The sequence below is a fragment of the Streptomyces sp. NPDC002690 genome, from assembly GCF_053592415.1.
Genome location: NZ_JBSFVR010000058.1, coordinates 1 through 21,710, shown reverse-complemented (window position 1 = coordinate 21,710; position 21,710 = coordinate 1). Strand labels below are relative to the sequence as shown.

Annotated in this window: 19 protein-coding genes; 2 read left to right on the top strand and 17 right to left on the bottom strand. The window is 71.4% G+C overall.

Features of this window, described 5'->3' with window-relative positions:
- Nucleotides 1-104: 104 nt before the first annotated feature.
- The 5 genes from ilvC to ACWD3D_RS10830 form a co-directional block, all read right to left on the bottom strand.
- Nucleotides 105-1,103, bottom strand: a complete 999-nt coding sequence (ilvC, locus tag ACWD3D_RS10850) for a ketol-acid reductoisomerase (protein WP_451460564.1) — start codon at nucleotides 1,101-1,103, stop codon at nucleotides 105-107.
- Nucleotides 1,104-1,328: 225 nt separating this feature from the next.
- Complete coding sequence (ilvN, locus tag ACWD3D_RS10845) at nucleotides 1,329-1,856, bottom strand: acetolactate synthase small subunit (protein ID WP_386886297.1); 528 nt, start codon at nucleotides 1,854-1,856, stop codon at nucleotides 1,329-1,331.
- Between the two features lie 22 nt (nucleotides 1,857-1,878).
- Complete coding sequence (locus tag ACWD3D_RS10840; RefSeq protein ID WP_451460563.1) at nucleotides 1,879-3,735, bottom strand: acetolactate synthase large subunit; 1,857 nt, start codon at nucleotides 3,733-3,735, stop codon at nucleotides 1,879-1,881.
- Nucleotides 3,736-3,937: 202 nt separating this feature from the next.
- The gene (locus ACWD3D_RS10835; RefSeq protein ID WP_451460562.1) at nucleotides 3,938-6,769 is read right to left on the bottom strand and encodes a putative bifunctional diguanylate cyclase/phosphodiesterase; all 2,832 of its coding nucleotides are present in this window, start codon (nucleotides 6,767-6,769) and stop codon (nucleotides 3,938-3,940) included.
- A 320-nt stretch (nucleotides 6,770-7,089) separates the two neighbouring features.
- Complete coding sequence (locus ACWD3D_RS10830; protein ID WP_451460561.1) at nucleotides 7,090-8,040, bottom strand: 2-hydroxyacid dehydrogenase; 951 nt, start codon at nucleotides 8,038-8,040, stop codon at nucleotides 7,090-7,092.
- A gap of 274 nt (nucleotides 8,041-8,314) precedes the next feature.
- Here ACWD3D_RS10830 and ACWD3D_RS10825 point away from each other — a divergent pair, with 274 nt between their 5' ends.
- On the top strand, nucleotides 8,315-9,271 hold the full coding sequence (locus ACWD3D_RS10825) for an aldo/keto reductase (protein ID WP_451460569.1): 957 nt from the start codon (nucleotides 8,315-8,317) through the stop codon (nucleotides 9,269-9,271).
- Nucleotides 9,272-9,414: 143 nt separating this feature from the next.
- On the opposite strand, the gene ACWD3D_RS10820 is transcribed toward ACWD3D_RS10825, so the two are convergent.
- From ACWD3D_RS10820 to ACWD3D_RS10805, 4 genes are all read right to left on the bottom strand, one after another.
- Nucleotides 9,415-10,068 carry a response regulator gene (locus ACWD3D_RS10820; protein WP_451460560.1) on the bottom strand — a complete coding sequence of 218 codons (654 nt, stop codon included), beginning with the start codon at nucleotides 10,066-10,068 and terminating at the stop codon, nucleotides 9,415-9,417.
- Nucleotides 10,061-11,311 (bottom strand): sensor histidine kinase, encoded by a 1,251-nt coding sequence (locus tag ACWD3D_RS10815; protein ID WP_451460559.1) that lies wholly within the window; start codon nucleotides 11,309-11,311, stop codon nucleotides 10,061-10,063. Before ACWD3D_RS10815 ends, ACWD3D_RS10820 begins: the two co-directional genes overlap by 8 nt.
- 62 nt (nucleotides 11,312-11,373) lie before the next feature.
- Nucleotides 11,374-12,159 carry an ABC transporter permease gene (locus ACWD3D_RS10810; protein ID WP_451460558.1) on the bottom strand — a complete coding sequence of 262 codons (786 nt, stop codon included), beginning with the start codon at nucleotides 12,157-12,159 and terminating at the stop codon, nucleotides 11,374-11,376.
- A 1-nt stretch (nucleotide 12,160) separates the two neighbouring features.
- Nucleotides 12,161-13,099 carry an ABC transporter ATP-binding protein gene (locus ACWD3D_RS10805; protein ID WP_451460557.1) on the bottom strand — a complete coding sequence of 313 codons (939 nt, stop codon included), beginning with the start codon at nucleotides 13,097-13,099 and terminating at the stop codon, nucleotides 12,161-12,163.
- A 382-nt stretch (nucleotides 13,100-13,481) separates the two neighbouring features.
- On the opposite strand from ACWD3D_RS10805, the gene ACWD3D_RS10800 reads away from it, so the two are divergent.
- Nucleotides 13,482-14,654 (top strand): PQQ-dependent sugar dehydrogenase, encoded by a 1,173-nt coding sequence (locus ACWD3D_RS10800; RefSeq protein WP_451460556.1) that lies wholly within the window; start codon nucleotides 13,482-13,484, stop codon nucleotides 14,652-14,654.
- Between the two features lie 64 nt (nucleotides 14,655-14,718).
- Here the strand turns inward: ACWD3D_RS10800 and ACWD3D_RS10795 are convergent, their stop codons facing one another.
- The 8 genes from ACWD3D_RS10795 to gatC form a co-directional block, all read right to left on the bottom strand.
- Nucleotides 14,719-15,366, bottom strand: a complete 648-nt coding sequence (locus tag ACWD3D_RS10795; RefSeq protein ID WP_451460555.1) for a hypothetical protein — start codon at nucleotides 15,364-15,366, stop codon at nucleotides 14,719-14,721.
- Nucleotides 15,367-15,438: 72 nt separating this feature from the next.
- On the bottom strand, nucleotides 15,439-15,993 hold the full coding sequence (locus tag ACWD3D_RS10790; RefSeq protein WP_451460554.1) for a GNAT family N-acetyltransferase: 555 nt from the start codon (nucleotides 15,991-15,993) through the stop codon (nucleotides 15,439-15,441).
- Entirely contained in the window at nucleotides 15,981-16,436 is a 456-nt protein-coding gene (locus tag ACWD3D_RS10785) for a signal peptidase I (protein WP_451460553.1), read from the bottom strand. The genes ACWD3D_RS10790 and ACWD3D_RS10785 overlap by 13 nt, the downstream gene beginning before the upstream one ends.
- 33 nt (nucleotides 16,437-16,469) lie before the next feature.
- Nucleotides 16,470-17,729, bottom strand: coding sequence for an SLC13 family permease (locus tag ACWD3D_RS10780; RefSeq protein ID WP_451460568.1), 1,260 nt, complete (start codon nucleotides 17,727-17,729; stop codon nucleotides 16,470-16,472).
- A gap of 157 nt (nucleotides 17,730-17,886) precedes the next feature.
- Nucleotides 17,887-19,395, bottom strand: coding sequence for an Asp-tRNA(Asn)/Glu-tRNA(Gln) amidotransferase subunit GatB (gatB, locus tag ACWD3D_RS10775; protein WP_451460552.1), 1,509 nt, complete (start codon nucleotides 19,393-19,395; stop codon nucleotides 17,887-17,889).
- A gap of 16 nt (nucleotides 19,396-19,411) precedes the next feature.
- Nucleotides 19,412-19,645, bottom strand: a complete 234-nt coding sequence (locus ACWD3D_RS10770) for a hypothetical protein (protein WP_073727053.1) — start codon at nucleotides 19,643-19,645, stop codon at nucleotides 19,412-19,414.
- A 5-nt stretch (nucleotides 19,646-19,650) separates the two neighbouring features.
- Nucleotides 19,651-21,153, bottom strand: a complete 1,503-nt coding sequence (gatA, locus tag ACWD3D_RS10765; protein ID WP_387368475.1) for an Asp-tRNA(Asn)/Glu-tRNA(Gln) amidotransferase subunit GatA — start codon at nucleotides 21,151-21,153, stop codon at nucleotides 19,651-19,653.
- 5 nt (nucleotides 21,154-21,158) lie between these two features.
- On the bottom strand, nucleotides 21,159-21,455 hold the full coding sequence (gene gatC / locus ACWD3D_RS10760; RefSeq protein ID WP_266709411.1) for an Asp-tRNA(Asn)/Glu-tRNA(Gln) amidotransferase subunit GatC: 297 nt from the start codon (nucleotides 21,453-21,455) through the stop codon (nucleotides 21,159-21,161).
- Nucleotides 21,456-21,710: the final 255 nt, after the last annotated feature.

Genomic DNA, 21,710 nt, shown 5'->3' with positions numbered 1-21,710 from the left:
TGCGCGTGCCGCCCGTCGCGCCCCGCAGTGACACGGGGCCGGGCGCGTGGCCGCCGGTCGGGCCCCCTCGCGCACGAGCGGGGCCCGACCGGCGTCCGGAAGGCTTACGCCTCGTCGTTCACCCAGCTCATGAGCTTGCGGAGCTCACGGCCGGTGGTCTCCAGCAGGTGGTCGCTGTCGGCCTTCTTGTACTCGTTGTACTTGGGCAGACCGTTGTGGTACTCGGCCATCCAGTTCTTGGCGAAGGTGCCGTCCTGGATCTCGGAGAGGACCTTCTTCATCTCGGCCTTGGTGGCGTCCGTGATGATGCGCGGGCCGGTGACGTAGTCGCCCCACTCGGCGGTCTCCGAGATGGACCAGCGCATCTTCTCCAGGCCGCCCTCGTACATGAGGTCCACGATGAGCTTCAGCTCGTGGAGGCACTCGAAGTACGCGATCTCCGGCTGGTAGCCGGCCTCGGTCAGGGTCTCGAAACCGGCCTTCACCAGGGCGGCGGTGCCACCACAGAGGACGGCCTGCTCGCCGAAGAGGTCGGTCTCGGTCTCTTCCTTGAAGGTCGTCTTGATGACGCCGGCGCGGGTGCCGCCGATGCCCTTCGCGTAGGAGAGCGCCAGCTCCAGGCCCTTGCCCGAGGCGTCCTGCTCGACGGCCACGATGCAGGGAACGCCGCGGCCCTCTTCGTACTGGCGGCGGACCAGGTGACCGGGGCCCTTGGGGGCGACCATGCAGACGTCGACGTTGGCCGGCGGCTTGATGAAGTCGAAGCGGATGTTCAGGCCGTGCCCGAAGAACAGCGCGTCGCCGTCCTTGAGGTTGTCCTTGATGGACTCCTCGTAGACCTGGGCCTGGATCGGGTCCGGCACGAGGATCATGATGACGTCGGCCTCGGCCGCGGCCTCGGCCGGGGTGACCACGCGCAGACCCTGCTCCTCGGCCTTGGCCTTGGACTTGGAGCCCTCGTGCAGACCGACGCGGACGTCGACGCCGGAGTCACGCAGCGACAGCGCGTGGGCGTGGCCCTGGCTGCCGTAGCCGATGACCGCGACCTTGCGGCCCTGGATGATGGACAGGTCTGCGTCGGCGTCGTAGAACAGCTCGGCCACTGGTGATTCTCCTTGGTGTGCAGGTGTTGCGTCCCACCGTACGGCGGGGGGCGCCGTGTACGTGCTCCGGTCTCGCCATCCGAACGGCGAGACGGGGGCGGAGGGCCCGGGCTCCGTGCCGCGGGCCCCTTCAAGGCCGTGTTGTGAAAGTCCCGCCTGTCCGGCGACGCCCGGCACGCACGCTCTCCGGGCGGACGGCGCCACTTCCACAACACGACCTGGGGGTCATGCGGTGCGGTCGAGTGCGCGCAGGGATCGGTCGGTGATCGAGCGCGCGCCGCGCCCTATGGCGATGGTGCCCGACTGGACGAGCTCCTTGATGCCGTACTGCTCCAGCATCTTGAGCATCGCGCTCAGCTTCTCGGCACCTCCGGTCGCCTCGATCGTGACCGCCTCCGGGGAGACGTCGACGGTCTTGGCGCGGAACAGCTGGACGATCTCGACGATCTGCGAGCGGGTTTCGTTGTCCGCACGGACCTTCACCAGGACGAGCTCGCGCTGGATCGCAGCGCCGGGCTCCAGTTCGACGATCTTCAGGACGTTGACGAGCTTGTTGAGCTGCTTGGTCACCTGCTCAAGAGGCAGGTCCTCGACATTGACCACGATGGTGATGCGGGAGATGTCGGGGTGTTCGGTGGTCCCGACGGCGAGCGAGTCGATGTTGAACCCGCGCCGGGAGAAGAGGGCGGTGATCCGGGCGAGGACACCGGGCTTGTTCTCGACGAGAACGGAGAGCGTGTGCTTGGTGGACATGGAGTCGGTCTCTCTCTGTCTCTCAGTCGTCTTCGTTGTCGCCGAAGTCGGGGCGGACGCCGCGGGCGGCCATGACCTCGTCGTTGGAGGTGCCGGCGGCGACCATCGGCCACACCATGGCGTCCTCGTGGACGATGAAGTCGATGACGACCGGGCGGTCGTTGATGGCGTTGGCCTCTTCGATGACCTTGTCCAGGTCGGCGGGGTCCTCGCAGCGGATGGCGTAACAGCCCATCGCCTCCGACAGCTTGACGAAGTCCGGCACCCGGGTGCCCCGCTGCGGGACGCCGTCGGTGTCGGCGCCGCCGCTCAGCACGGTATTGGAGTACCGCTGGTTGTAGAAGAGGGTCTGCCACTGGCGGACCATCCCGAGGACGCCGTTGTTGATGATGGCGACCTTGATCGGGATGTTGTTCAGGGCGCAGGTGGTGAGTTCCTGGTTGGTCATCTGGAAGCAGCCGTCGCCGTCGATGGCCCATACGGGAGCGTCCGGCCGGCCGACCTTGGCGCCCATCGCGGCCGGGACCGCGTAGCCCATCGTCCCGGCGCCGCCGCTGTTGAGCCAGGTGGCGGGCTGCTCGTACTCGATGAAGTGCGAGGCCCACATCTGGTGCTGGCCGACACCCGCGGCGAAGATCGTCCCCTCGGGGGCGAGTTCACCGATGCGCTGGATGACCTGCTGCGGGGAGAGGCTGCCGTCCTCGGGCAGGTCGTAGCCGAGGGGGTAGGTCTCGCGCCAGCGGTCGAGGTCCTTCCACCAGGCGCTGTAGTCGCCCGTGTTGCCCTCGTTGTGCTCGGCCTGGACCGCCTGGACCAGGTCGGCGAGGACCTCGCGGGCGTCGCCCACGATCGGCACGTCGGCGTGGCGGTTCTTGCCGATCTCGGCCGGGTCGATGTCGGCGTGCACGACCTTGGCGTACGGGGCGAAGCTGTCCAGCTTGCCGGTGACGCGGTCGTCGAAGCGGGCGCCGAGGGCGACGATCAGGTCGGCCTTCTGCAGCGCGGTGACGGCGGTGACCGAACCGTGCATGCCGGGCATGCCCACGTGCAGCGGGTGGCTGTCGGGGAAGGAGCCCAGGGCCATCAGGGTGGTGGTGACCGGGGCTCCGGTCAGCTCGGCCAGGACCTTCAGCTCGGCCGTGGCACCGGCCTTCATCACGCCGCCGCCGACGTACAGCACCGGGCGCTTGGCCTGGGTGATGAGCTTGGCGGCCTCGCGGATCTGCTTGGCGTGGGGCTTGGTGACCGGGCGGTAGCCCGGGAGGTCCTGGGTGGGCGGCCAGCTGAAGGTGGTCTGCGCCTGGAGGGCGTCCTTGGCGATGTCGACGAGGACGGGGCCCGGACGGCCGCTGGAGGCGATGTGGAAGGCCTCGGCGATGGTGTGCGGGATGTCGTCGGCGTTGGTCACCAGGAAGTTGTGCTTGGTGATCGGCATGGTGATGCCGCAGATGTCGGCTTCCTGGAAGGCGTCCGTACCGATGAAGGCGGAGGCGACCTGGCCGGTGATCGCGACGATCGGCACGGAGTCCATGTGCGCGTCGGCGATCGGGGTCACCAGGTTGGTGGCGCCGGGACCCGAAGTCGCCATGCAGACGCCGACCTTGCCGGTGGCCAGGGCGTAGCCGGAGGCCGCGTGGCCCGCGCCCTGCTCGTGCCGGACCAGGACGTGGCGCACCCGGGTGGAGTCCATCAGCGGGTCGTAGGCGGGAAGAATGCAGCCGCCGGGGAGGCCGAATACCGTGTCGGCCCCGACTTCCTCGAGAGAACGGATGAGGGACTGCGCGCCCGTGACGTGCTCAACGATGGCGGACGGCTGTCCGCCGGTACGGGACCGCGACTGGGGGTGGTGGGCCCCGGTGGCCTGCTCGGTCATCGGCATTCTCTTCTCGAGGCTGAGGGTTTTGCGGGGTTTTGGGGAGTGCCAGTGCAACAAAAAACCCCTCGTGCCGTGAGGCAAGCGAGGGGAGCGCGCCGGTGCGGTAGGCGGAGTGTCGTACGACTCCGCTTCAGCCGACGCGCTTTCCAAGTACGAGAATTCGGGTGCGCATGGCATTGACCCTCTCTCCGGCACGCCGACCGTGTCAAGCGGGTGGGACGGACGTCTCATCATGTGAGCCGCTCAGCCGGGGCGGCGACCCCCCGGCGAGAACGGGCTGAGCGGCCGGTACGCCGGGTACGGGGAAGTGTCCGCGCCGCAGCGCGTGGCGCAGCCGGTACTCGTCCAGCGGGCCCGAGAAGGCCATCCCCTGGCCGTGGGTGCACCCCATGGCGCGCAGCGCGAGCACCTGCTCCGGGACGTCCACACCGTCCGCCACCGACTGCATACCGAGATCGCAGGCGATCCGCAGCAGCCCGCTGGTGATCTTGTGCAGCCGGGCCGACTCCACCACGCCCTCGACGAGGCCCCGGTCGAGTTTGAGTACGTCGACGGGGAGACGGCGCAGCGCGTTGATGGCGGCGTACCCGCTGCCGAAGCCGTCGAGCGCGATGCGCACACCGAGGCGGCGCAGCGCCACGAGGCGGCGTTCGAGTTCGTCGAAGGAGATCCGGGGGTCACTGTCGCCCACTTCGATCATCAGGGCGCCGGAGGGCAGGCCGTGCCGGGTCAGCAGCGCCTCGACGGAGCCGAAGGGCAGTGCGTTGTCCAGCAGCCGCCCGGCGGAGAGCCGGACGGACACGGAGACCGGGTACCCGGCCCTGGTGCGCTCGGCGGCCTGCTGGACGGCTTCCTCCAGGAGCCAGCGGCCGAGCTCGGCGGTGCGGTCGCCGTCGTCGGCGGTGCGCAGGAATTCGGCGGGGGTGAAGAGGATGCCCTGGGTGGACCGCCAGCGCGCCTGGGCGGCCACCGCGGCGACGGTGCCACTGGCGAGGTGCACCACGGGCTGGTGGAGCAGGGCGAACTCGCCGTCGCGCAGGGCGGTGCGCAGACGGACCGCGAGCTCGGAGCGGCGCACCACGTCGGCCTGCATCTGGGGGGCGTACAGCTCGACCCGGTCCTTGCCGGCGGCCTTGGCGCGGTACATCGCGAGGTCGGCGTTGCGCATCAGGTCGTTGGGGGTGATCCCGGGCTCGGTGAAGGCGACGCCGATGGAGGCCGCCACCCGTACCTCGCCGGGGCCGATGAGGTAGGGCTGGGAGAGGGTGAGGCGCAGCCGGTCCGCGATCTCGTGGACCTGGTACTCCCGGGCGGCCTGGTCGCGGGTGCCGTCGCCGAGGATCAGTGCGGCGAACTCGTCGCCGCCGAGCCGGGCGGCGGTGTCCCCGGCCCGGACGGAGTCGGCGAGTCGCTGGGCTGCCTGCACGAGGAGTTCGTCGCCCGCCTGGTGCCCGATGGTGTCGTTGACGGCTTTGAAGCCGTCGAGGTCGATGAAGAGCACGGCGGTGCCGAGGTCGCCCGCGCGCCGCCCGCCGAGGGCCTGGCGTACCCGGGTGGTGAAGAGCGCCCGGTTGGGCAGGTCGGTGAGCGGGTCGTGTTCGGCGTTGTGCTGCAACTGGGCCTGGAGGCGGACGCGTTCGGTGACGTCGCGGCTGTTGAGCAGGAGTCCGCCGTGGTGGCGGTTGACGGTGGACTCGACGTTGAGCCAGTCCCCGGCGCCGGACCGGAAGCGGCACTCGATCCGGGTGGTGGGCTCCTCGGCGGGGTGGGCGGCGAGGAAGCGCCGCACCTGGTGGACGACTCTGCCGCGGTCGTCGGGGTGGATGATCGAGATGAGTTCGGTTTCGAGCAGGTCTTCCGCCGGGCAGCCGTAGACGCCTGCCGCCGCCGGACTGACGTAGCGGAGTTTGCCGTTGGGGTCGGCGATCATGATGACGTCGCTGGAGCCCTGGACCAGGGAGCGGAAGTGGTTCTCCTGCTGGGCGAGTTCCTGGGTGAGGGTGAGGTTGTCCAGCAGCATGATCGCCTGGCGCAGCACGAGGGCCAGCACGACCGCACAGCCGGTGAAGACCACCACGGCGTCCACCCGGCGGCCCTCGACGACGTTGTACAGGATGCCGAGGGTGCAGACGGCGGCGGCGAGGTAGGGCGTGAGCGCGGCGAGCGATCCGGCGATCGGGCGGCTGGTGGCGCGCCCCGCCCGGCCGGGTCGTTCGTCGAACCCGGGGTGCGCGGCCGTGTGCCGTACGCCCCAGGGCGCGTAGGCGAGCAGGAGCGAGCCGGCGAACCAGCCGGCGTCGAGGAGCTGCCCCGAGTGGTAGGTCGAGCGGAGCAGCGGCGAGGTGAACAGGGCGTCGCTGACGACGGTCAGGGCGAGTCCGGCGATGGCGGTGTTGACCGCCGAGCGGTTGGCGCTGTTCTGCCGGAAGTGCAGGGCCAGGACCATCGAGACGAGCACGATGTCGAGCAGCGGATAGGCCAGCGACAGTGCGGCGCGGGCGACGCTCTCCCCGTCGCCGACGACGTCGGTGGTGTGGGCGAGGGCGAGGCTCCAGGAGAGGGTGAGCAGCGATCCGCCGATGAGCCAGCTGTCGAGCACCAGGCAGAACCAGCCGGCGCGGTTGACCGGGCGCTTGGCGAGCACCAGGAGTCCGATGATCGCGGGCGGGGCGAAGCAGAGGAAGAAGAAGTCGGCGGCGGAGAGCGGGGGTACGTGGTCACGGAGGACGACTTCGTACCAGCCCCAGACGGCGTTGCCACTGGCGGCCATCGCGGAGGAGAACGAGAAGAGCAGCCAGGCGGCCCGGGCGGGCCGGCCGGCCGCGCCCGCGTACAGGAAGCAGGAGACGGAGGCGATGAGGGCCGCCAGACTGAGGCCGAAGTCGCCCATGAAGAGCGCCAGTCGGGTCGACCCCCAGCCGACGGCGGCACCGACGGCGTACCCCGCGCAGACGAGGGCGAGCAGGACCTGGGGCAGCACCCTCGCGCGGGCGGACACGGTCGTCCGGCGGGAGAGCGATGCGTCCAGGGCGCTCACCGGACGGCCCCTGGGGAGTGTCGCGGAAGTCCCGCCGGCACACGGCGCGGCACCGGTCGCGACGGCAGGCGGCTGCCCGGCAGCGCTCCCGCCGAAGACCGCTGCCGCCGGTTCGGCGTCCGTCCGTCCCGCATTTGGCCGCACATCGCCCACTGCCCCCTCGCGTCCAGCTGCCCGCCCCGCCGCCGTCCTTCCACGGCGCAGCCCCCGCCTCTGGACGATACACCAGACTCGTCACGCAAAGCCATACTCTCTCTACTCTCCGTGACGACCTGGGGTGTTGTGCGCACAGGGCGCGACAACGCGGTTCCGGAACGCTGTCAGGCGGTGGTGTGCACGACGTTGAGAACGGGCTCCCCCGCCGCGAAACGGGTCAGCTGACCGGCGATCAGCCGCTTGGCGCGCGGCAGGAACGCGGACGTGCTGCCGCCCACGTGCGGACTGATCAGAACGTGGGGAGCATGCCAGAGCGGATGCCCCGCCGGCAGCGGTTCCGGGTCGGTGACGTCGAGCGCGGCCCGCAACCGCCCCGACTCCAGTTCGACCAGCAGCGCCTTGGTGTCCACGACGGGCCCCCGGGCGACGTTCACCAGCAGCGCGCCGTCCGGCATCGCGGCGAGGAACGCGGCGTCCACCAGCCCTCGCGTGGAGGGGTTCAGCGGGGTGGAAAGGATCACCACGTCGGCCCGCGGGAGCAGCGCGGGCAGTTCACCGAGGGCGTGTACGGGCCCGCGCGCGGTGGTACGGGGGGTGCGCGCGACGCGCTCGATCCGTGCGCACTCGAAGGGCGCGAGCCGGTCCTCGATGGCCGAACCGATCGAGCCGTAGCCCACGATGAGCACGGACTTGTCGGCGAGCGCCGGGTAGAAACCGGACCGCCACTCCTCGGCGTCCTGGCCCCGCACGAAGCCCGGGACGTCCCGGAGCGAGGCGAGTATCAGCGCGAGCGCGAGTTCGGCGGTCGAAGCCTCGTGCACCCCCTTGGCGTTGCAGAGGCGCACACCGGCGGGGAGCCCCGCGAGGGCGGGTTCCACGTGGTCGGTGCCGGCCGAAAGGGTCTGCACGACCCGGACCGCGCGCATCCGGGGGATCGGACGCACGGACGCCTCGGGTCCCTTCATGTACGGCACCACGTAGAAGGCGCACCGCGCCGGGTCGGCCGGGAACTCGGCTCCGCCGTCCCAGAAGTGGTAGTCGAGGCCCTCGGGGAGCCCGGTCATCGAGTCGGCGGGGAGGGGGAGCCACACGTCGGTGCGGGGAGTGGAAGTCATGGTTCCGAGGTTAAGGCTGTCCCGCGACGCGTGGTGGATCAGTGCCGCGCACCCGCCAGGAATGGCGGGACAGCCCTTGTGCGAAGGTTTCCGGGACGCTGCGGCGAGGCATCCCGGCACCCGCGGACGACGCCTTCGCGCCGAGCCGCGTGACGCAACGTGCTGATCCACTCCCTATCGTGGGACGAGCACGGGGCGGGCCCTGGGCGGTGGCACGACCTGGGGAGGGTTCGGGGAGTTGGAGCGCAGGACGATCGGTGGGGCGGCGCTCGCCGTGGGCGCGGTGGGACTGGGCTGCATGACGATGAGTTGGGGCTACAGCGCGTCACAACGGCTCGGCGAGCGCTCGGTGCGTACGGTGCACGCGGCCCTGGACGCGGGGGTCCGGCTGCTCGACACGGCGGACATGTACGGCCCGTTCACCAACGAACTGTTGGTCGGCCGGGCGTTGAAGGGACGCCGGGAGGACGCCTTCATCTCCACCAAGTGCGGTCTGCTGGTGGGGGATCAGCACATCGTCGCCAACGGCCGCGCGGGGTACGTGCGCAGGGCCTGCGACGCCTCGCTGAGGCGGTTGCAGACCGATGTGATCGACCTGTACCAGCTGCACCGCGCCGATCCGGAGGTGCCCGTGGAGGAGACCTGGGGCGCGATGGCGGAGCTGGTGACCGCCGGGAAGGTGCGGGCGCTGGGGCTCTGTGCCGTGGGTGCGCTGGTGCCTCGGCGGTCCCGGGCGGGGCTGCACGACGCGACGATCCGGCAGTTGGAGCGGGTGCAGCAGGTCTTCCCGGTCAGCGCGGTCGAGGCGGAGCTGTCGGTGTGGTCGCCGGAGGCCCTGGTGTCCCTGCTGCCCTGGTGCACCGCGCGCGGGGTGGGGCTGCTGGCCGCGATGCCGCTGGGCAGCGGCTACCTCACGGGCACCCTGAAGCCGGGGCAGGGCTTCGAACCGGACGACCCCCGGGCCCGTCACCCCCGGTTCACCGCCGAGATGATGGCCGCGAACCAGCCGGTGGTGGCCGGGCTGCGCCGGGTCGCGCAGCGGCACGGGGCGACGCCCGCGCAGGTGGCGCTGGCATGGGTGCTGCGGCAGGGCCCGCACGTGGTGCCGGTGCCGGGCGCCAAGCGGGAGGAGTGGGCGGTGGAGAACGCCGGGGCCGCCGCACTGGCGCTCACCGACCGCGATCTCGCCGAGATCGCCGCGCTCCCGCGGGCCCTCGGCTCGTGGGACTGAGCACTGCCGGGGGCCGGGGCTATCGGCTCGTGGGACTGAGCACTGCCGGGGGCCGGGGCTATCGGCTCGTGGGACTGAGCACTGCCGGGGGCCGGGCCCCTCGGGTGCCCGCCGTCGCCGGACCGGCGTGATCGGCGCGGTCGTCAGCGCCGGTGCGCGTCGCCCAGGATTCCCCGGTCGTATCCGGCGGCCACCGCGGCAGCGCGATCGCCGACGCCCAGCTTCGCGTACACGTGTGCGAGATGGGTCTTGACCGTCGCCTCGCTGATGAACAGGGTGCGGGCGATCTCCCGGTTCGCGGAGCCCTTGGCGACAAGGACGAGGACTTCGCGCTCGCGGGCGCTCAGGGCGGTGTGGGCGCCCGCCGGCGCGCGGACCCGGGAGACCAGCCGGGACGCGGTCGCGGGCGACAGGACCGTACGGCCGCCGGCGACGGCGCGTACCGCCGCGAAGAGTTCCTCGCGCGGGGCGTCCTTGAGGAGATAGCCGGTGGCGCCCGCCTCGATGGCGGGCAGGGTGTCGGAGTCGGTGTCGTACGTGGTGAGGACCAGGACCCTGCTCCTGGCGCCCCTGCGCGCGAGTTCGGCGATCGCGTCGACTCCGCCGCCACCCGGCATCCGCAGATCCATCAGGACGACGTCCGGGTCGAGTCGACCGGTCAGCTCCACCGCCTCGACGCCGTTCGACGCCTCGCCGAGTACCTCGAAGTCAGGGGCGGAACGGAACATGCCGCGCAGCCCGTCACGGACGACGGGATGGTCGTCGACGACGATGAGGGTGATCGTCCGCTCAGTCACGGCGCGCCAACGGCAATCGGGCGGAGATCGCGGTGCCGTCGCCCGGCTCGGACTCGATGCCGACGGTCCCCGCGAGGCGTTCGGCGCGGGCCCGCATCCCGCCGAGTCCGAAGCCGCCCGACTCGCTGAGCGGGGGCAGGGCGAGCGGATCGAAGCCTTGGCCGTCGTCGCGTACGTCCAGGGCGACCTCGTCACGCAGGTAGGAGAGGGTGACACCGACGCGGGTGGCGTGTGCGTGCCGGGCGGTGTTGGCCAGGGCCTCCTGGGTGATCCGCAGGAGCGTGGCCTGGATCTCGTCGTGCAGGGGCTCGATGGTACCGGTGGCGGTGAACTCGGTCCGTACACCCGTCCGCGAGGACCATTCGACGACGGTCTTCCTCAGCGCCTCGTGCAGCGCGTCGTGTTCGAGGGCCCCCGGGCCGAGGTCGCGCACCGAGCGACGGGCCTCGCCGAGGCTCTGCCGGGCCAGGGCCTGGGCGCGTTCGAGGTGCTCGCGGGCGACGGCCGGGTCTTCGGCCGCAGTGACCGCCTGGAGCTGGGTGATGATTCCGGCGAGCCCCTGGGCGAGAGTGTCGTGGATCTCGGCGGCGAGCCGGCGCCGTTCGTCGTCCATCCCGGCTTCCCGGGCCTGGAGCAGGAGTTGGGCGTGCAGGCCGACGTTCTCCGCGAGGGCCTGTTCCAGGCGGGCGTTGGTCCGTTCCAGTTCCCCCATGGTGGCGTCTTTGGTCCTGGCCTCCTCGGCGTCCTTCTTGTCGATGTTGCCGAAGGTCATGACCAGGGTGGCGTGGAGGGCGAAGATCGCCCCGAACAGGACCCAGGTGTTCGTCGACGTGGGAGGCAGTCCACCGGACTGCGAACCCGCCATCGTGACGGCGGTCGCCAGGAGCCCTGCCTTGACGAAGCGCCGCGGCAGCAGATGGGCGGCGTCGAAGTAGCCGAACACCGCGTAGATCGAGAAGAGCGGATTCAGCCAGGTGAGGGCGAAGGCGATCACCGTGCGTACGGCGTAGTAGAGGTGTCCCGCCGCGCGTCGCTCGGGCAGTCCGCGCCTCGCCCTGCCCCACCACAGTTGGACGAGGAACGCGGAGGCGACGAGCGCCCCCGCCGCGTACACCTGCGCGCGCGACATGAAGACGCCCGCGCAGGCCGCTCCCACCGCGGTCGCGAGGGCGAGCAGCCCGTGAGGACCCCACCGGAAGAGCGTCCGCCGCCGCTCCTCGGCACTGCGGTTCGGGCCTGTCATGGGGTCAAGGATGCCGTGCACGGCCGGTGTTGGCACTCCCCCGCCGGCCTCTGACCGCACGGTCACTCCCAGCGGAACCAGCGGACCGCGGCGCCGATCAGCAGCACCGCCCACAAGCCGGTGATCCCGAGGTGCGACCAGCTCGGCCAGTCCCCCCGGGCCGCCTGGTCGAGCGCCTGGGCCGCAGCCCCGACCGGCGTCAGGGAGACGATGTCCCTGAGCAGGTCGGGCATGGTCCGCACCGGAGCCCAGACGCCGGCGCTGAACATCATCGGGAAGAAGACGATCGTGCCGACGGTCTGCGCGATTCTCGTGGTGCGGGAGAGCGCGGAGATGGTGGCGCCGAGGGCCAGCCCGGCGAGCGCGGTGAGGACGACCGCCAGGGCGTAGCCGGTGAGCTGCTTCGGGAGTTCGACTCCGAAGGCCAGCCTGCCGACGGCGAGGGCGAGGAGCACGGACAGCAGGATCGCCGCTCCGTGCAGCACAATCTGGGCGGCGAGAAGGGACTTGGGGCTGGCGGGAGTGGTGGACAGGCGGCGCAGGATGCCGCGCTCGCGGTAGCCGGTGAGGACGCCGGGCATGGTCTGCGCGCCGGCCACGATCATCGACAGGAGCACCACCACGGGGACGTAGAGATCGATCACACGGAGGCCGCCGAGTGTCTCGTCCGCCTCCCGGAAGGACGGGATCAGTCCGAGGATCGTCAGCAGCAGGGTCGGGAACGCGATGATCCAGAAGAGCGCGGCCGGTTCGCGGCCGAAGAGCCTGGCCTCCGCCGCGAGTACGGCGGCGAAGGTGCCGGATCTCTTGACCGCTGCGGTGTCGGCGGGAACGGACGGGGCACTCATCTCAGCCCTCCTGAGCGGTGAGGTCGGCGGTGAGGTCGGAGGTGAGGTCGGAGGTGAGGTCGAGGAACGCCTCGTCGAGGGTGGCGTCCTCGACCCGGAGCCGGCCGGCCGTGATGCCCCGTGCGGCGAGCAGCGAGAGCACGGCGTCCACCGTCTCGTCGGTGCCACTGACGACGAGCCTGCGGTCCCTCTCCAGTACGGAGGTGACGCCGGGCAGCACCGCGAGTTCCCGCTCGTCGAGCGGGACCGAAGGGGTGAAGGAGATGACGGTCGAGCTCGCGGCCCGGCCGATCACCCCGGCCGGGGTGTCCAGCGCGACGACCTTGCCCCGGTCGATGACCGCGATCCGGTCACAGAGGCGCTGGGCCTCCTCCATGAAGTGCGTGACGAGCAGGACCGTGACGCCCGCGTCCCTGATCTCCTCGATCAGCTGCCAGGTGTCACGACGGGCACGCGGGTCGAGGCCGGTGGTGAGTTCGTCGAGGACGACGACCCGGGGATCTCCGACGAGGGCGAGCGCGATGAACAGGCGCTGTTTCTGACCACCGCTCAGCTTGCCGAAGCGCGTGCCGAGCTTTTCGGTCAGGCCGAGGCGTCCCGCGAGCCGCCGCCAGTCCGCAGGTCCGCGGTAGAAGGCGCTGTAGAGCTCAAGGGCCTCCCGCACGGTGAGTTTGGCCTGCAGCTCGCTCTCCTGCAGCTGGGCACCCAGGAGGCGGGTGACGCGGTCGCGGTCGGCGACCGGGTCGAGGCCCGCGATCCGTACCGTGCCGGCGTCGGGAACCCGCAGTCCCCCGACGCATTCGACGGTCGTGGTCTTGCCCGCGCCGTTGGGGCCGAGAATCCCGAAGATCTCGCCCTCCTCGACGGTGAAGTCCACGCCGTCGACGACGGCTCTGCCCCCGTAGGCCTTGCGCAGGCCTCTGACTTCGATGACTGACATACCCCGATGCTCGTTGCCCGGCGGCGTGCGGGGCATCGCCCATCGGGCTCGAAGCGCCATCGGCCGATCGGATGATGGCGGGGTACGCCGGGACCCGGCCCCGCGAATCGGCGCGATGCCCGCGTACCGGGGGCCGGGACGGGCACCATGGGCGGTGGACGGCCCCGAGCCCTCCACGCAGAACCCGAGAGCGGACGACGGGGCCCGGCGGGCCCGGAGAAGGATTGGTTCAGTGCCCGGTGCGGTGTTCGGATCAGACGGTGCGGTGTACTCGGACGGTGCGGTGCGGGGATCACACGGCGCGGCGTACGGGCCGGACGGTGCGGCGCCCGGAGCGGCGGGCGCCGGATCGGCTCGTGGTGGGCCGGTGCGGACTCCCGGGGTGCGCAGGCCGGCGGTGGCGCTCTTCGCGGCGGCCCTGGCGCTGACGGCCGGCTGTTCGTCGTCGGCGGACCCGGGAGGACCGGGGACCCCCGGCGCGACCGGCTCCACCGGGGCGGCCTCGTCGTCCGCCTCCCCCTCCCCCACGGTTCCGCTGCCGCCCGCCGAAGGGTCGGCGAAGGTCGTCTCCACCCTCACCACCGGCCTGGACTCCCCCTGGGGCCTCGCGGTACTGCCGGGCGGCGACCTCCTGGTCTCGTCCCGGGACGAGGGCACGGTGACCCGGGTGGACGCCGAGACCGGGAAGAAGACGCTGCTGGGGTCGGTCCCCGGGGTGTCACCGGCCGGCGAGGGCGGGCTGCTGGGGCTCGCCGTCTCCGCGACGTACGGCGCCGACCACCAGGTGTACGCGTACTTCACCACCGAGTCCGACAACCGCATCGCCCGGCTGGTGTACGACGAACGACGGCCCGCCGGTGAGCAGTTGGGGGCGCCGGACACCATCCTGCGCGGCATCCCGAAGGGCGCGGTCCACAACGGCGGCCGGATCGCCTTCGGTCCGGACCGGATGCTGTACGCGGGCACCGGCGAGACCGGCGACGACGGGCTGGCCCAGGACGAGGACTCGCTGGCGGGCAAGATCCTTCGGATGACGCCGGACGGGGAACCGGTGCACGGCAATCCCGAGGCGGACTCGGTGGTCTACTCGCCCGGTCACCGCAATGTGCAGGGTCTGGCGTGGGACCGCGAGAAACGGCTGTGGGCCTCGGAGTTCGGCCAGGACACCTGGGACGAGCTGAACCTGATCGAGCCGGGCGGCAACTACGGCTGGCCCGAGGTCGAGGGCATCGCGCCGAAGGGCGCGGGCGGCGACTTCATCGACCCGGTCGCCCAGTGGAAGACTGCTGAGGCGTCTCCCAGCGGGATCGCGTACGCGAAGGGCTCGATCTGGATGGCGGGGCTGCGCGGCGAGCGGCTCTGGCGGATTCCGCTGTCCGGCTCGGCGCAGGAGCCCCTGGCGAAGCCGCAGGCGTTCCTGGAGGGGACGTACGGCAGGCTGCGGACGGTGGTCGCGGCGGGCGGCGACCGGCTGTGGCTGGTGACGGGCAACACCGACGGACGCGGCGACCCGAAGCCGGGCGACGACCGGATTCTGCTGGTGAAAGTCGATTGAGGGCCGGGACGGCCCTCGGCGACCGGCCCTCCGCAGGGAGCCGGTCGCCGCTCGTACGGGAACCTCAGGTGCTGGGCAGCCCGACGATCAGGTCGAAGAACATCGCGATCGAGAGGACCAGACCGATCGCGCCGAGCACCACACCGCCGAGGGCGACGGAACGGATCCAGGACGGCTGCGGCTTCGCGGAGGGCGCCCCGAAGGCGGGCCGTACCAGCACGAAGACGCCGACCAGCAGGGCGAGGATCGCGAAGATGCCGTTCACGAGGGCGGTGGTGTGCCAGGAGTCGCCGTAGATCTCGGAGATCTGCTGGGCGGCACTTCCACCACTGGAGGTCTTGATCTGGCCGATCAGGGTCTCGCGCTCGGAGGCGACCTTTCCGGTCCAGCCGCCGACCAGGCCGACGACGCCGAGGGCGGTCGACACGACGGCACCGGCACCGGCGCCGACGCCCCGGGAGGCCGCGTCGTCGTCCTCGTCGTCGTCCAGGTCCTCGTCCAGGTCCTCGTCCAGGCCCTCGAACTCGTCCGGCTCGTCGGATCCGTCGGTCTTGCGCAGGACGTCCGGGCCGGACGTTCCGTTCTTCTCCCCGGTGGCCGGGGAGCCGCCCGGCGCCACCGCGTCGGCGGCTTCGGACGTGGGCGGCTGCTGTTCCTTGCTCGCGTCGTCGGCGGCAGGGGCGGTAGAGGTCTTGGCGGTGGAGGTGTTCATGCGCCGCACGCTAGGTGTCTCGTATGAGAACCCTCTTAACGTCACGGCCCGCCGGCCACCGTCAGGGCCGGCTCACGCCCGTGCGGCCCGCCATTCCGGGGCGAGGACCGACCAGATCTCGGTGTCGTGACGCTCACCGTGATACGGGTAACTCTCTCGCATCACCCCGTCGCGGGTCATGCCGAGCCGGCGGGCCACGGCGATGGACCGGGCGTTCCCCGCGGAGGCGTGCCACTCGATCCGGTGCATGGACCGGACGTCGACGGCCCAGTCGACGAGCAGGTGCACGGCACGTGTCACCAGGCCATGTCCGGCGGCGTCCGGCTCCAGCCAGCAGCCCACCTCGCAGTTGCCCGCTTCCGCGTCGAAGGTCCGGAACATCACACCGCCGACGAGGACGTCGTCCAGCCGGATGCCGTACAGCCGTCCGGTGTCGGCGGCCTGCTTGTCCGCGTACCGCTGGAGCAGGGCACGGGCGGAGGGCAGGTCGGTGGCGAAGGTCGCGAAAGGGATCCAGGGATCGAGGGCGGGTCGGGCCCGGTCCATGTGGGCGAGGAACTCCTCGGCCTGCCAGACCTCCAGCGGGCAGAGTTCGGCTCCGTCCTCACCCAGGCTCACAGCGAACATGCGGCTCCTTCGTCGTCGGTGCGCACAGCGGACACACTCGCACGGACGTCCGCTTCCGAGCCCGGCCCGGATCCGTCGGGGTCGGGCACCGCGTAGCCGGGCACCGAGGGCCACCGGACCGTCAGCACGACCGATTCCTCCTCCGCGAACCAGGAGTGGTCGACGCCGTGGCCCCAGACGACGTAGTCGCCCTGCCGCGACAGCACCACGTCCCGGCCGGGCAGCTCCACCCGGAACCGCCCGCTGACGAGCACCAGCAGCGCCGTACGCTCCTCGCCCCGTACCCACTGGGCCCGCTCGTCGCCCCGCGGGTGGACACCCCACTTGATCTCGACGTCCTCGCTGTGGCGGGGGTCGGTGGCGTCCTTGAAATGCCCGAGGAGCCATCCCCGGTCCAGCGCCGCGTCCGCTCCGGCGTTGCCCACGTACACGTTCTCGCTCATGCGTACGAGGCTAATCGGCCCCCGGACGGCCGTTCACACCCCGATCAGGTGCAGCGCCCCCCAGAGCCCGACCGTGGAGACGGCGAGCGTGGCGGGGACGGTCAGCAGGCCGAGCCGGGTGAAGTGGCCGAGGTCGGGCGGGGAGTCGTGGGCGTGCAGGATGCGGCGCCACAGCAGGGTGGCCAGCGAGCCGACGTACGTCAGGTTCGGGCCGAGGTTGACGCCGATCAGCGCGGCGAGCAACGGCCCGGGGCCCGCCGCCGCGACGACCGGCAGCAACGCGAGGATCGCGGGGAGGTTGTTGATCAGGTTGGCCAGCACGGCGGCGACGGCCGCGACGGCGAGCAGCGCGGTCAGCGAGGAGCCGTCGGGGAGCACCTTGCCGATGCCGTCGCCGAGCCCGTGGTCCACGACGGCCTTGACCACGACGCCGAGGGCGAGCACGAACAGGCAGAACGGCACGTTCGCCGAGTGCAGCAGCCGCAGCGGTGTGGTCCTGCGCTGCCCCAGCGCCCGCACCCCGAGCACCAGGGCGCCGGCCAGCGCCGCCCAGAGGGGTTCCGCGCCCGCGAAGGAGGTGACGACGAACCCCACCAGGGTCAGCACCAGCACCACCAGGGTGAAGACGGGCACCTCGGTGCGTTCGGCCTCCGGGTCCGGCGCGTGGGCGCCGGCCGCCAGGTCCTCGGCGAAGACCCGGCGGAAGACGACGTACTCGACGGCGATGGCGGCCAGCCAGGGCAGCGTCATCAGCGCGGCGAACCGGGTGAAGGAGAGCCCGCTCGCGGTGAAAGCGAGGAGGTTGGTGAGGTTGGAGACCGGCAGCAGCAGCGACGCCGAGTTCGCCAGGTGCGCGCAGGCGTAGACGTACGGGCGCGGGCGCGCGCCCACCCGGGCGGCGGTGGCGAAGACGACGGGGGTCAGCAGCACGACCGTGGCGTCCAGCGAGAGCACGGCGGTGATGACCGAGGCCACCACGAACACCCCGCCGAGCAGCGGTACGGTACGGCCCCCGCAGATCCGGGCGACCAGGTCGCCGGCTGCCGTGAAGAGCCCTTCGTCGGCGCAGAGCTGGGCGAGTACGAGGATCGCGGCCAGGAATCCGACGACCGGAAGCAGGTCCTCGGTCTGCTCGCGCGCCTCGCTGAGCGGTACGGCCCCGATCGCCACCACCAGCACGGCGGCGGGCACGGCCAGCACGGCCTCGGGCAGCCCGCGCGGGCGGACGACGGCGAACGCCAGGACCGCGAGGAGGACGGCGACGGAGACGGTCGCGGCGAGCACGGTGTTCAGCGGACCCTCCGGGGCCGACGGGCCCGCCGACGGGGGCGGGCGCGGAAAGGTGGGACGGAGACGACTCTGTGCGGTCGGCGCACGCGCGAAGGGGCGGCGCACCCGATACCGGGATGCGTCGCCCCTTCGTACGAACGAAGCCGCGTGCGGGGAGGGGTCAGCCCTCGACGCCGAGCTTCTCCAGGATCAGCTCGCGGACCCGGGCGGCGTCGGCCTGGCCACGGGTGGCCTTCATGACCGCGCCGACGAGCGCGCCCGCCGCCGCGACCTTGCCGGCCCGGATCTTGTCCGCGATGCCCGCGTTGGCGGCGATGGCTTCGTCCACGGCCGTGGACAGCGCGCCCTCGTCCGAGACGACCTTGAGGCCGCGCTTCTCGACGACGGCGTCCGGGTCGCCCTCGCCCGCGAGGACACCCTCGATGACCTGGCGGGCCAGCTTGTCGTTGAGGTCGCCCGAGGCGACGAGCTCGGTCACCCGGGCGACCTCGGCCGGCGTGATGGGCAGCTCGTCGAGGCCGCGGCCGGTCTCGTTGGCGTTGCGGGCCAGCTCGCCCATCCACCACTTGCGGGCCTGGTCGGACGGGGCGCCCGCCTCGGTGGTGGCGACGATCAGGTCGACGGCACCGGCGTTGAGGATCGACTGCATGTCGAACTCGGAGACGCCCCACTCCTCGCGGAGCCGGTTGCGGCGCACGCGCGGCAGCTCGGGGAGGCCCTTGCGGAGCTCCTCGACCCACTCGCGGGCCGGGGCGACCGGCACCAGGTCCGGCTCGGGGAAGTAGCGGTAGTCCTCGGCGTTGTCCTTGATGCGGCCGGCCGTGGTGGAGCCGTCCTCCTCGTGGAAGTGCCGGGTCTCCTGCACGATCGTGCCGCCGGAGGAGAGCACCGCGGCGTGCCGCTGGATCTCGAACCGGGCGGCGCGCTCGACGGAACGCAGGGAGTTCACGTTCTTCGTCTCGGAGCGGGTACCGAAGGTCTCGGTGCCGTTGGGGCGCAGCGACAGGTTCACGTCGCAGCGCATCTGGCCCATCTCCATGCGGGCTTCCGAGACGCCGAGCGCCTTGATGAGCTCGCGGAGTTCGGCGACGTACGCCTTGGCGACCTCGGGGGCGCGGGCGCCCGCTCCCTCGATCGGCTTGGTGACGATCTCGATGAGGGGAATGCCGGCGCGGTTGTAGTCGAGCAGCGAGTGCGAGGCGCCGTGGATGCGGCCGGTGGCACCGCCGACGTGCGTCGACTTGCCGGTGTCCTCCTCCATGTGGGCGCGCTCGATCTGCACGCGGAAGATCTCCCCGTCCTCCAGCTGGACGTCCAGATAGCCGTTGAAGGCGATCGGCTCGTCGTACTGGGAGGTCTGGAAGTTCTTCGGCATGTCCGGATAGAAGTAGTTCTTCCGGGCGAAGCGGCACCACTCGGCGATCTCGCAGTTCAGCGCGAGGCCGATCTTGATGGCGGACTCGACGCCGATCTCGTTGACGACGGGGAGTGCGCCGGGCAGACCGAGGCAGACCGGGCAGGTCTGCGAGTTGGCGTCCTGCTTGAGCTCGGTGGAGCAGCCGCAGAACATCTTGGTCTTGGTGCCCAGCTCGACATGGACTTCGAGGCCCATGACGGGGTCGTACGTCGCGAGAGCGTCCTCGTACGACACCAGGTCAATGACAGTCACGGTGAAACTTTCCCTCTCAGCCCAGCAGGACGTCGTCGTCGCCGAGACGCTTCAGTTCGCGGTACAGGATCGCGAGACCGGTGACGATCGCGGCGGCGGAGACGGCCGCGTCGATCAGCCGGAGCACGTCGTTGTCGTTGCGCGCCAGCTTCGCCTGCTTGGCGACGCTGATCGCCCCGAAGGCGGTGGAGCCCAGCGAGACGTACAGACCGGTCTTGGACTTCTTGAAGTTCTTGGCCTTCTTTGCCATGGCACTCACAGCGACGGAGCCTCCTCAAGCAGCGGGTGACCCCACTGTTCCACGAAGGCGGCCTCGACCGCGGCTCCGACCTTGTAGAGCCGGTCGTCCTGCATCGCGGGGGCGATGATCTGGAGACCGACCGGCAGGCCGTCCTCGGGCGCCAGGCCGCAGGGCAGCGACATGGCGGAGTTGCCGGCGAGGTTCGTCGGGATGGTGCAGAGGTCCGCGAGGTACATCGCCATCGGGTCGTCGGCGCGCTCGCCGATCGGGAAGGCGGTGGTCGGCGTGGTCGGCGACACGATGACGTCGACCTGCTCGAACGCCTTCTCGAACTCGCGGGTGATGAGGGTGCGGACCTTCTGCGCCGAGCCGTAGTACGCGTCGTAGTAGCCGGAGCTCAGGGCGTACGTACCGAGGATGATGCGGCGCTTGACCTCGTCGCCGAAGCCTGCCTCACGGGTGAGGGCGGTGACCTCCTCGGCGGACTTCGTGCCGTCGTCGCCGACCCGTAGGCCGTAGCGCATGGCGTCGAAGCGGGCCAGGTTCGAGGAGCACTCGGACGGCGCGATCAGGTAGTACGCGGAGAGCGCCAGGTCGAAGGAGGGGCAGTCCAGCTCGACGACGGTGGCGCCGAGCGAGCGGAGCAGCTCGACCGACTCGTTGAAGCGCTGGACGACGCCGGCCTGGTAGCCCTCGCCCGAGAACTGCTTCACGACGCCGACCCGCAGGCCCGCGACGGAGCCGTTGCGCGCGGCCTCGACGACCGGCGGGACGGGGGCGTCGATGGAGGTGGAGTCCATCGGGTCGTGCCCGGCGATGGCCTCGTGCAGCAGCGCCGCGTCCAGGACCGTACGGGCGCAGGGCCCGCCCTGGTCGAGGGAGGACGAGAAGGCGACCATGCCGTAGCGGGAGACCGAGCCGTAGGTCGGCTTGACGCCGACGGTGCCGGTGACTGCGGCGGGCTGGCGGATCGAGCCACCGGTGTCCGTGCCGATGGCCAGCGGCGCCTGGTACGAGGCGAGCGCGGCGGAGGAACCGCCGCCGGAGCCGCCGGGGATGCGGGTGAGGTCCCACGGGTTGCCGGTCGGGCCGTAGGCGCTGTTCTCGGTGGAGGACCCCATGGCGAACTCGTCCATGTTGGTCTTGCCGAGGATGACGACGTCGGCCTCGCGCAGCTTGCGCGTCAGGGTCGCGTCGTACGGCGGGACCCAGCCTTCGAGGATCTTCGAGCCGACGGTGGTCGGCATGTCCTTCGTGGTGAAGATGTCCTTCAGCGCGAGCGGGACGCCGGCCAGCGGGCCGAGCTTCTCGCCGGCGGCCTTCTTCGCGTCGACGGCGCGGGCCTGCGCGAGCGCGCCCTCGCGGTCGATGTGCAGGAAGGCGTGGACCTTCTCGTCGACGGCCTCGATCCGGGCCAGGTGGGCCTCGGTGACCTCGACGGCGGTGAGTTCGCCGGCGGCGATGGCCGACGCGATCTCGGCCGCGGTGAGCTTGATGATGATGCTGTGGTCCGTCATGGCTGTTAGTCCTCCCCCAGGATCTGCGGCACCTTGAAACGCTGCTGCTCCTGGGCGGGAGCGCCGGAGAGCGCCTGCTCGGCGGTGAGCGACGGGCGGACCACGTCGGCCCGCATGACGTTGGTCAGCGGCAGCGGGTGGGAGGTCGGCGGTACGTCTTGGTCGGCGACCTCGGAGACGCGGGCGACCGCGCCGATGATGTCGTCGAGCTGACCGGCGAAGTGATCGAGCTCTTCGCCCTTCAGCTCCAGACGCGCCAGCCGGGCGAGGTGGGCGACCTCCTCGCGCGTGATGCCAGGCATGCAGCGATCCTCAAGGGTTGGGGTGTGTGGCTACGGTGTGTCGCTTCGGCCAACAGGATTGGCCAAGTCGGTTTGGCCCAATCTTATGGGGTCGCCCGCACGCGCCTCCGCCACCGGGTGCCGGGGGCGCCCGCGGCCGGCGGGGTGCGGCCCAGCACGTACCCCGCCGTACGCCGCCTCAGGCCGGGGCGGGGCCGGAGTTCACCGCGCGGCCCGTCGGGAGCTGCTCGGGTTCCGGTGCCGCCGCCTCGACGG

Bases quoted from the DNA above. Each gene is read 5' to 3' on its own strand.
- ilvN (WP_386886297.1), bottom strand. From the start codon at position 1,856: ATGTCCACCAAGCACACGCTCTCCGTTCTCGTCGAGAACAAGCCCGGT.
- ACWD3D_RS10840 (WP_451460563.1), bottom strand. From the start codon at position 3,735: ATGCCGATGACCGAGCAGGCCACCGGGGCCCACCACCCCCAGTCGCGG.
- ACWD3D_RS10830 (WP_451460561.1), bottom strand. From the start codon at position 8,040: ATGACTTCCACTCCCCGCACCGACGTGTGGCTCCCCCTCCCCGCCGAC.
- ACWD3D_RS10815 (WP_451460559.1), bottom strand. From the start codon at position 11,311: ATGACAGGCCCGAACCGCAGTGCCGAGGAGCGGCGGCGGACGCTCTTC.
- ACWD3D_RS10810 (WP_451460558.1), bottom strand. From the start codon at position 12,159: ATGAGTGCCCCGTCCGTTCCCGCCGACACCGCAGCGGTCAAGAGATCC.
- ACWD3D_RS10805 (WP_451460557.1), bottom strand. From the start codon at position 13,099: ATGTCAGTCATCGAAGTCAGAGGCCTGCGCAAGGCCTACGGGGGCAGA.
- ACWD3D_RS10795 (WP_451460555.1), bottom strand. From the start codon at position 15,366: ATGAACACCTCCACCGCCAAGACCTCTACCGCCCCTGCCGCCGACGAC.
- ACWD3D_RS10790 (WP_451460554.1), bottom strand. From the start codon at position 15,993: ATGTTCGCTGTGAGCCTGGGTGAGGACGGAGCCGAACTCTGCCCGCTG.
- ACWD3D_RS10785 (WP_451460553.1), bottom strand. From the start codon at position 16,436: ATGAGCGAGAACGTGTACGTGGGCAACGCCGGAGCGGACGCGGCGCTG.
- ACWD3D_RS10770 (WP_073727053.1), bottom strand. From the start codon at position 19,645: ATGGCAAAGAAGGCCAAGAACTTCAAGAAGTCCAAGACCGGTCTGTAC.
- gatA (WP_387368475.1), bottom strand. From the start codon at position 21,153: ATGACGGACCACAGCATCATCATCAAGCTCACCGCGGCCGAGATCGCG.
- gatC (WP_266709411.1), bottom strand. From the start codon at position 21,455: ATGCCTGGCATCACGCGCGAGGAGGTCGCCCACCTCGCCCGGCTGGCG.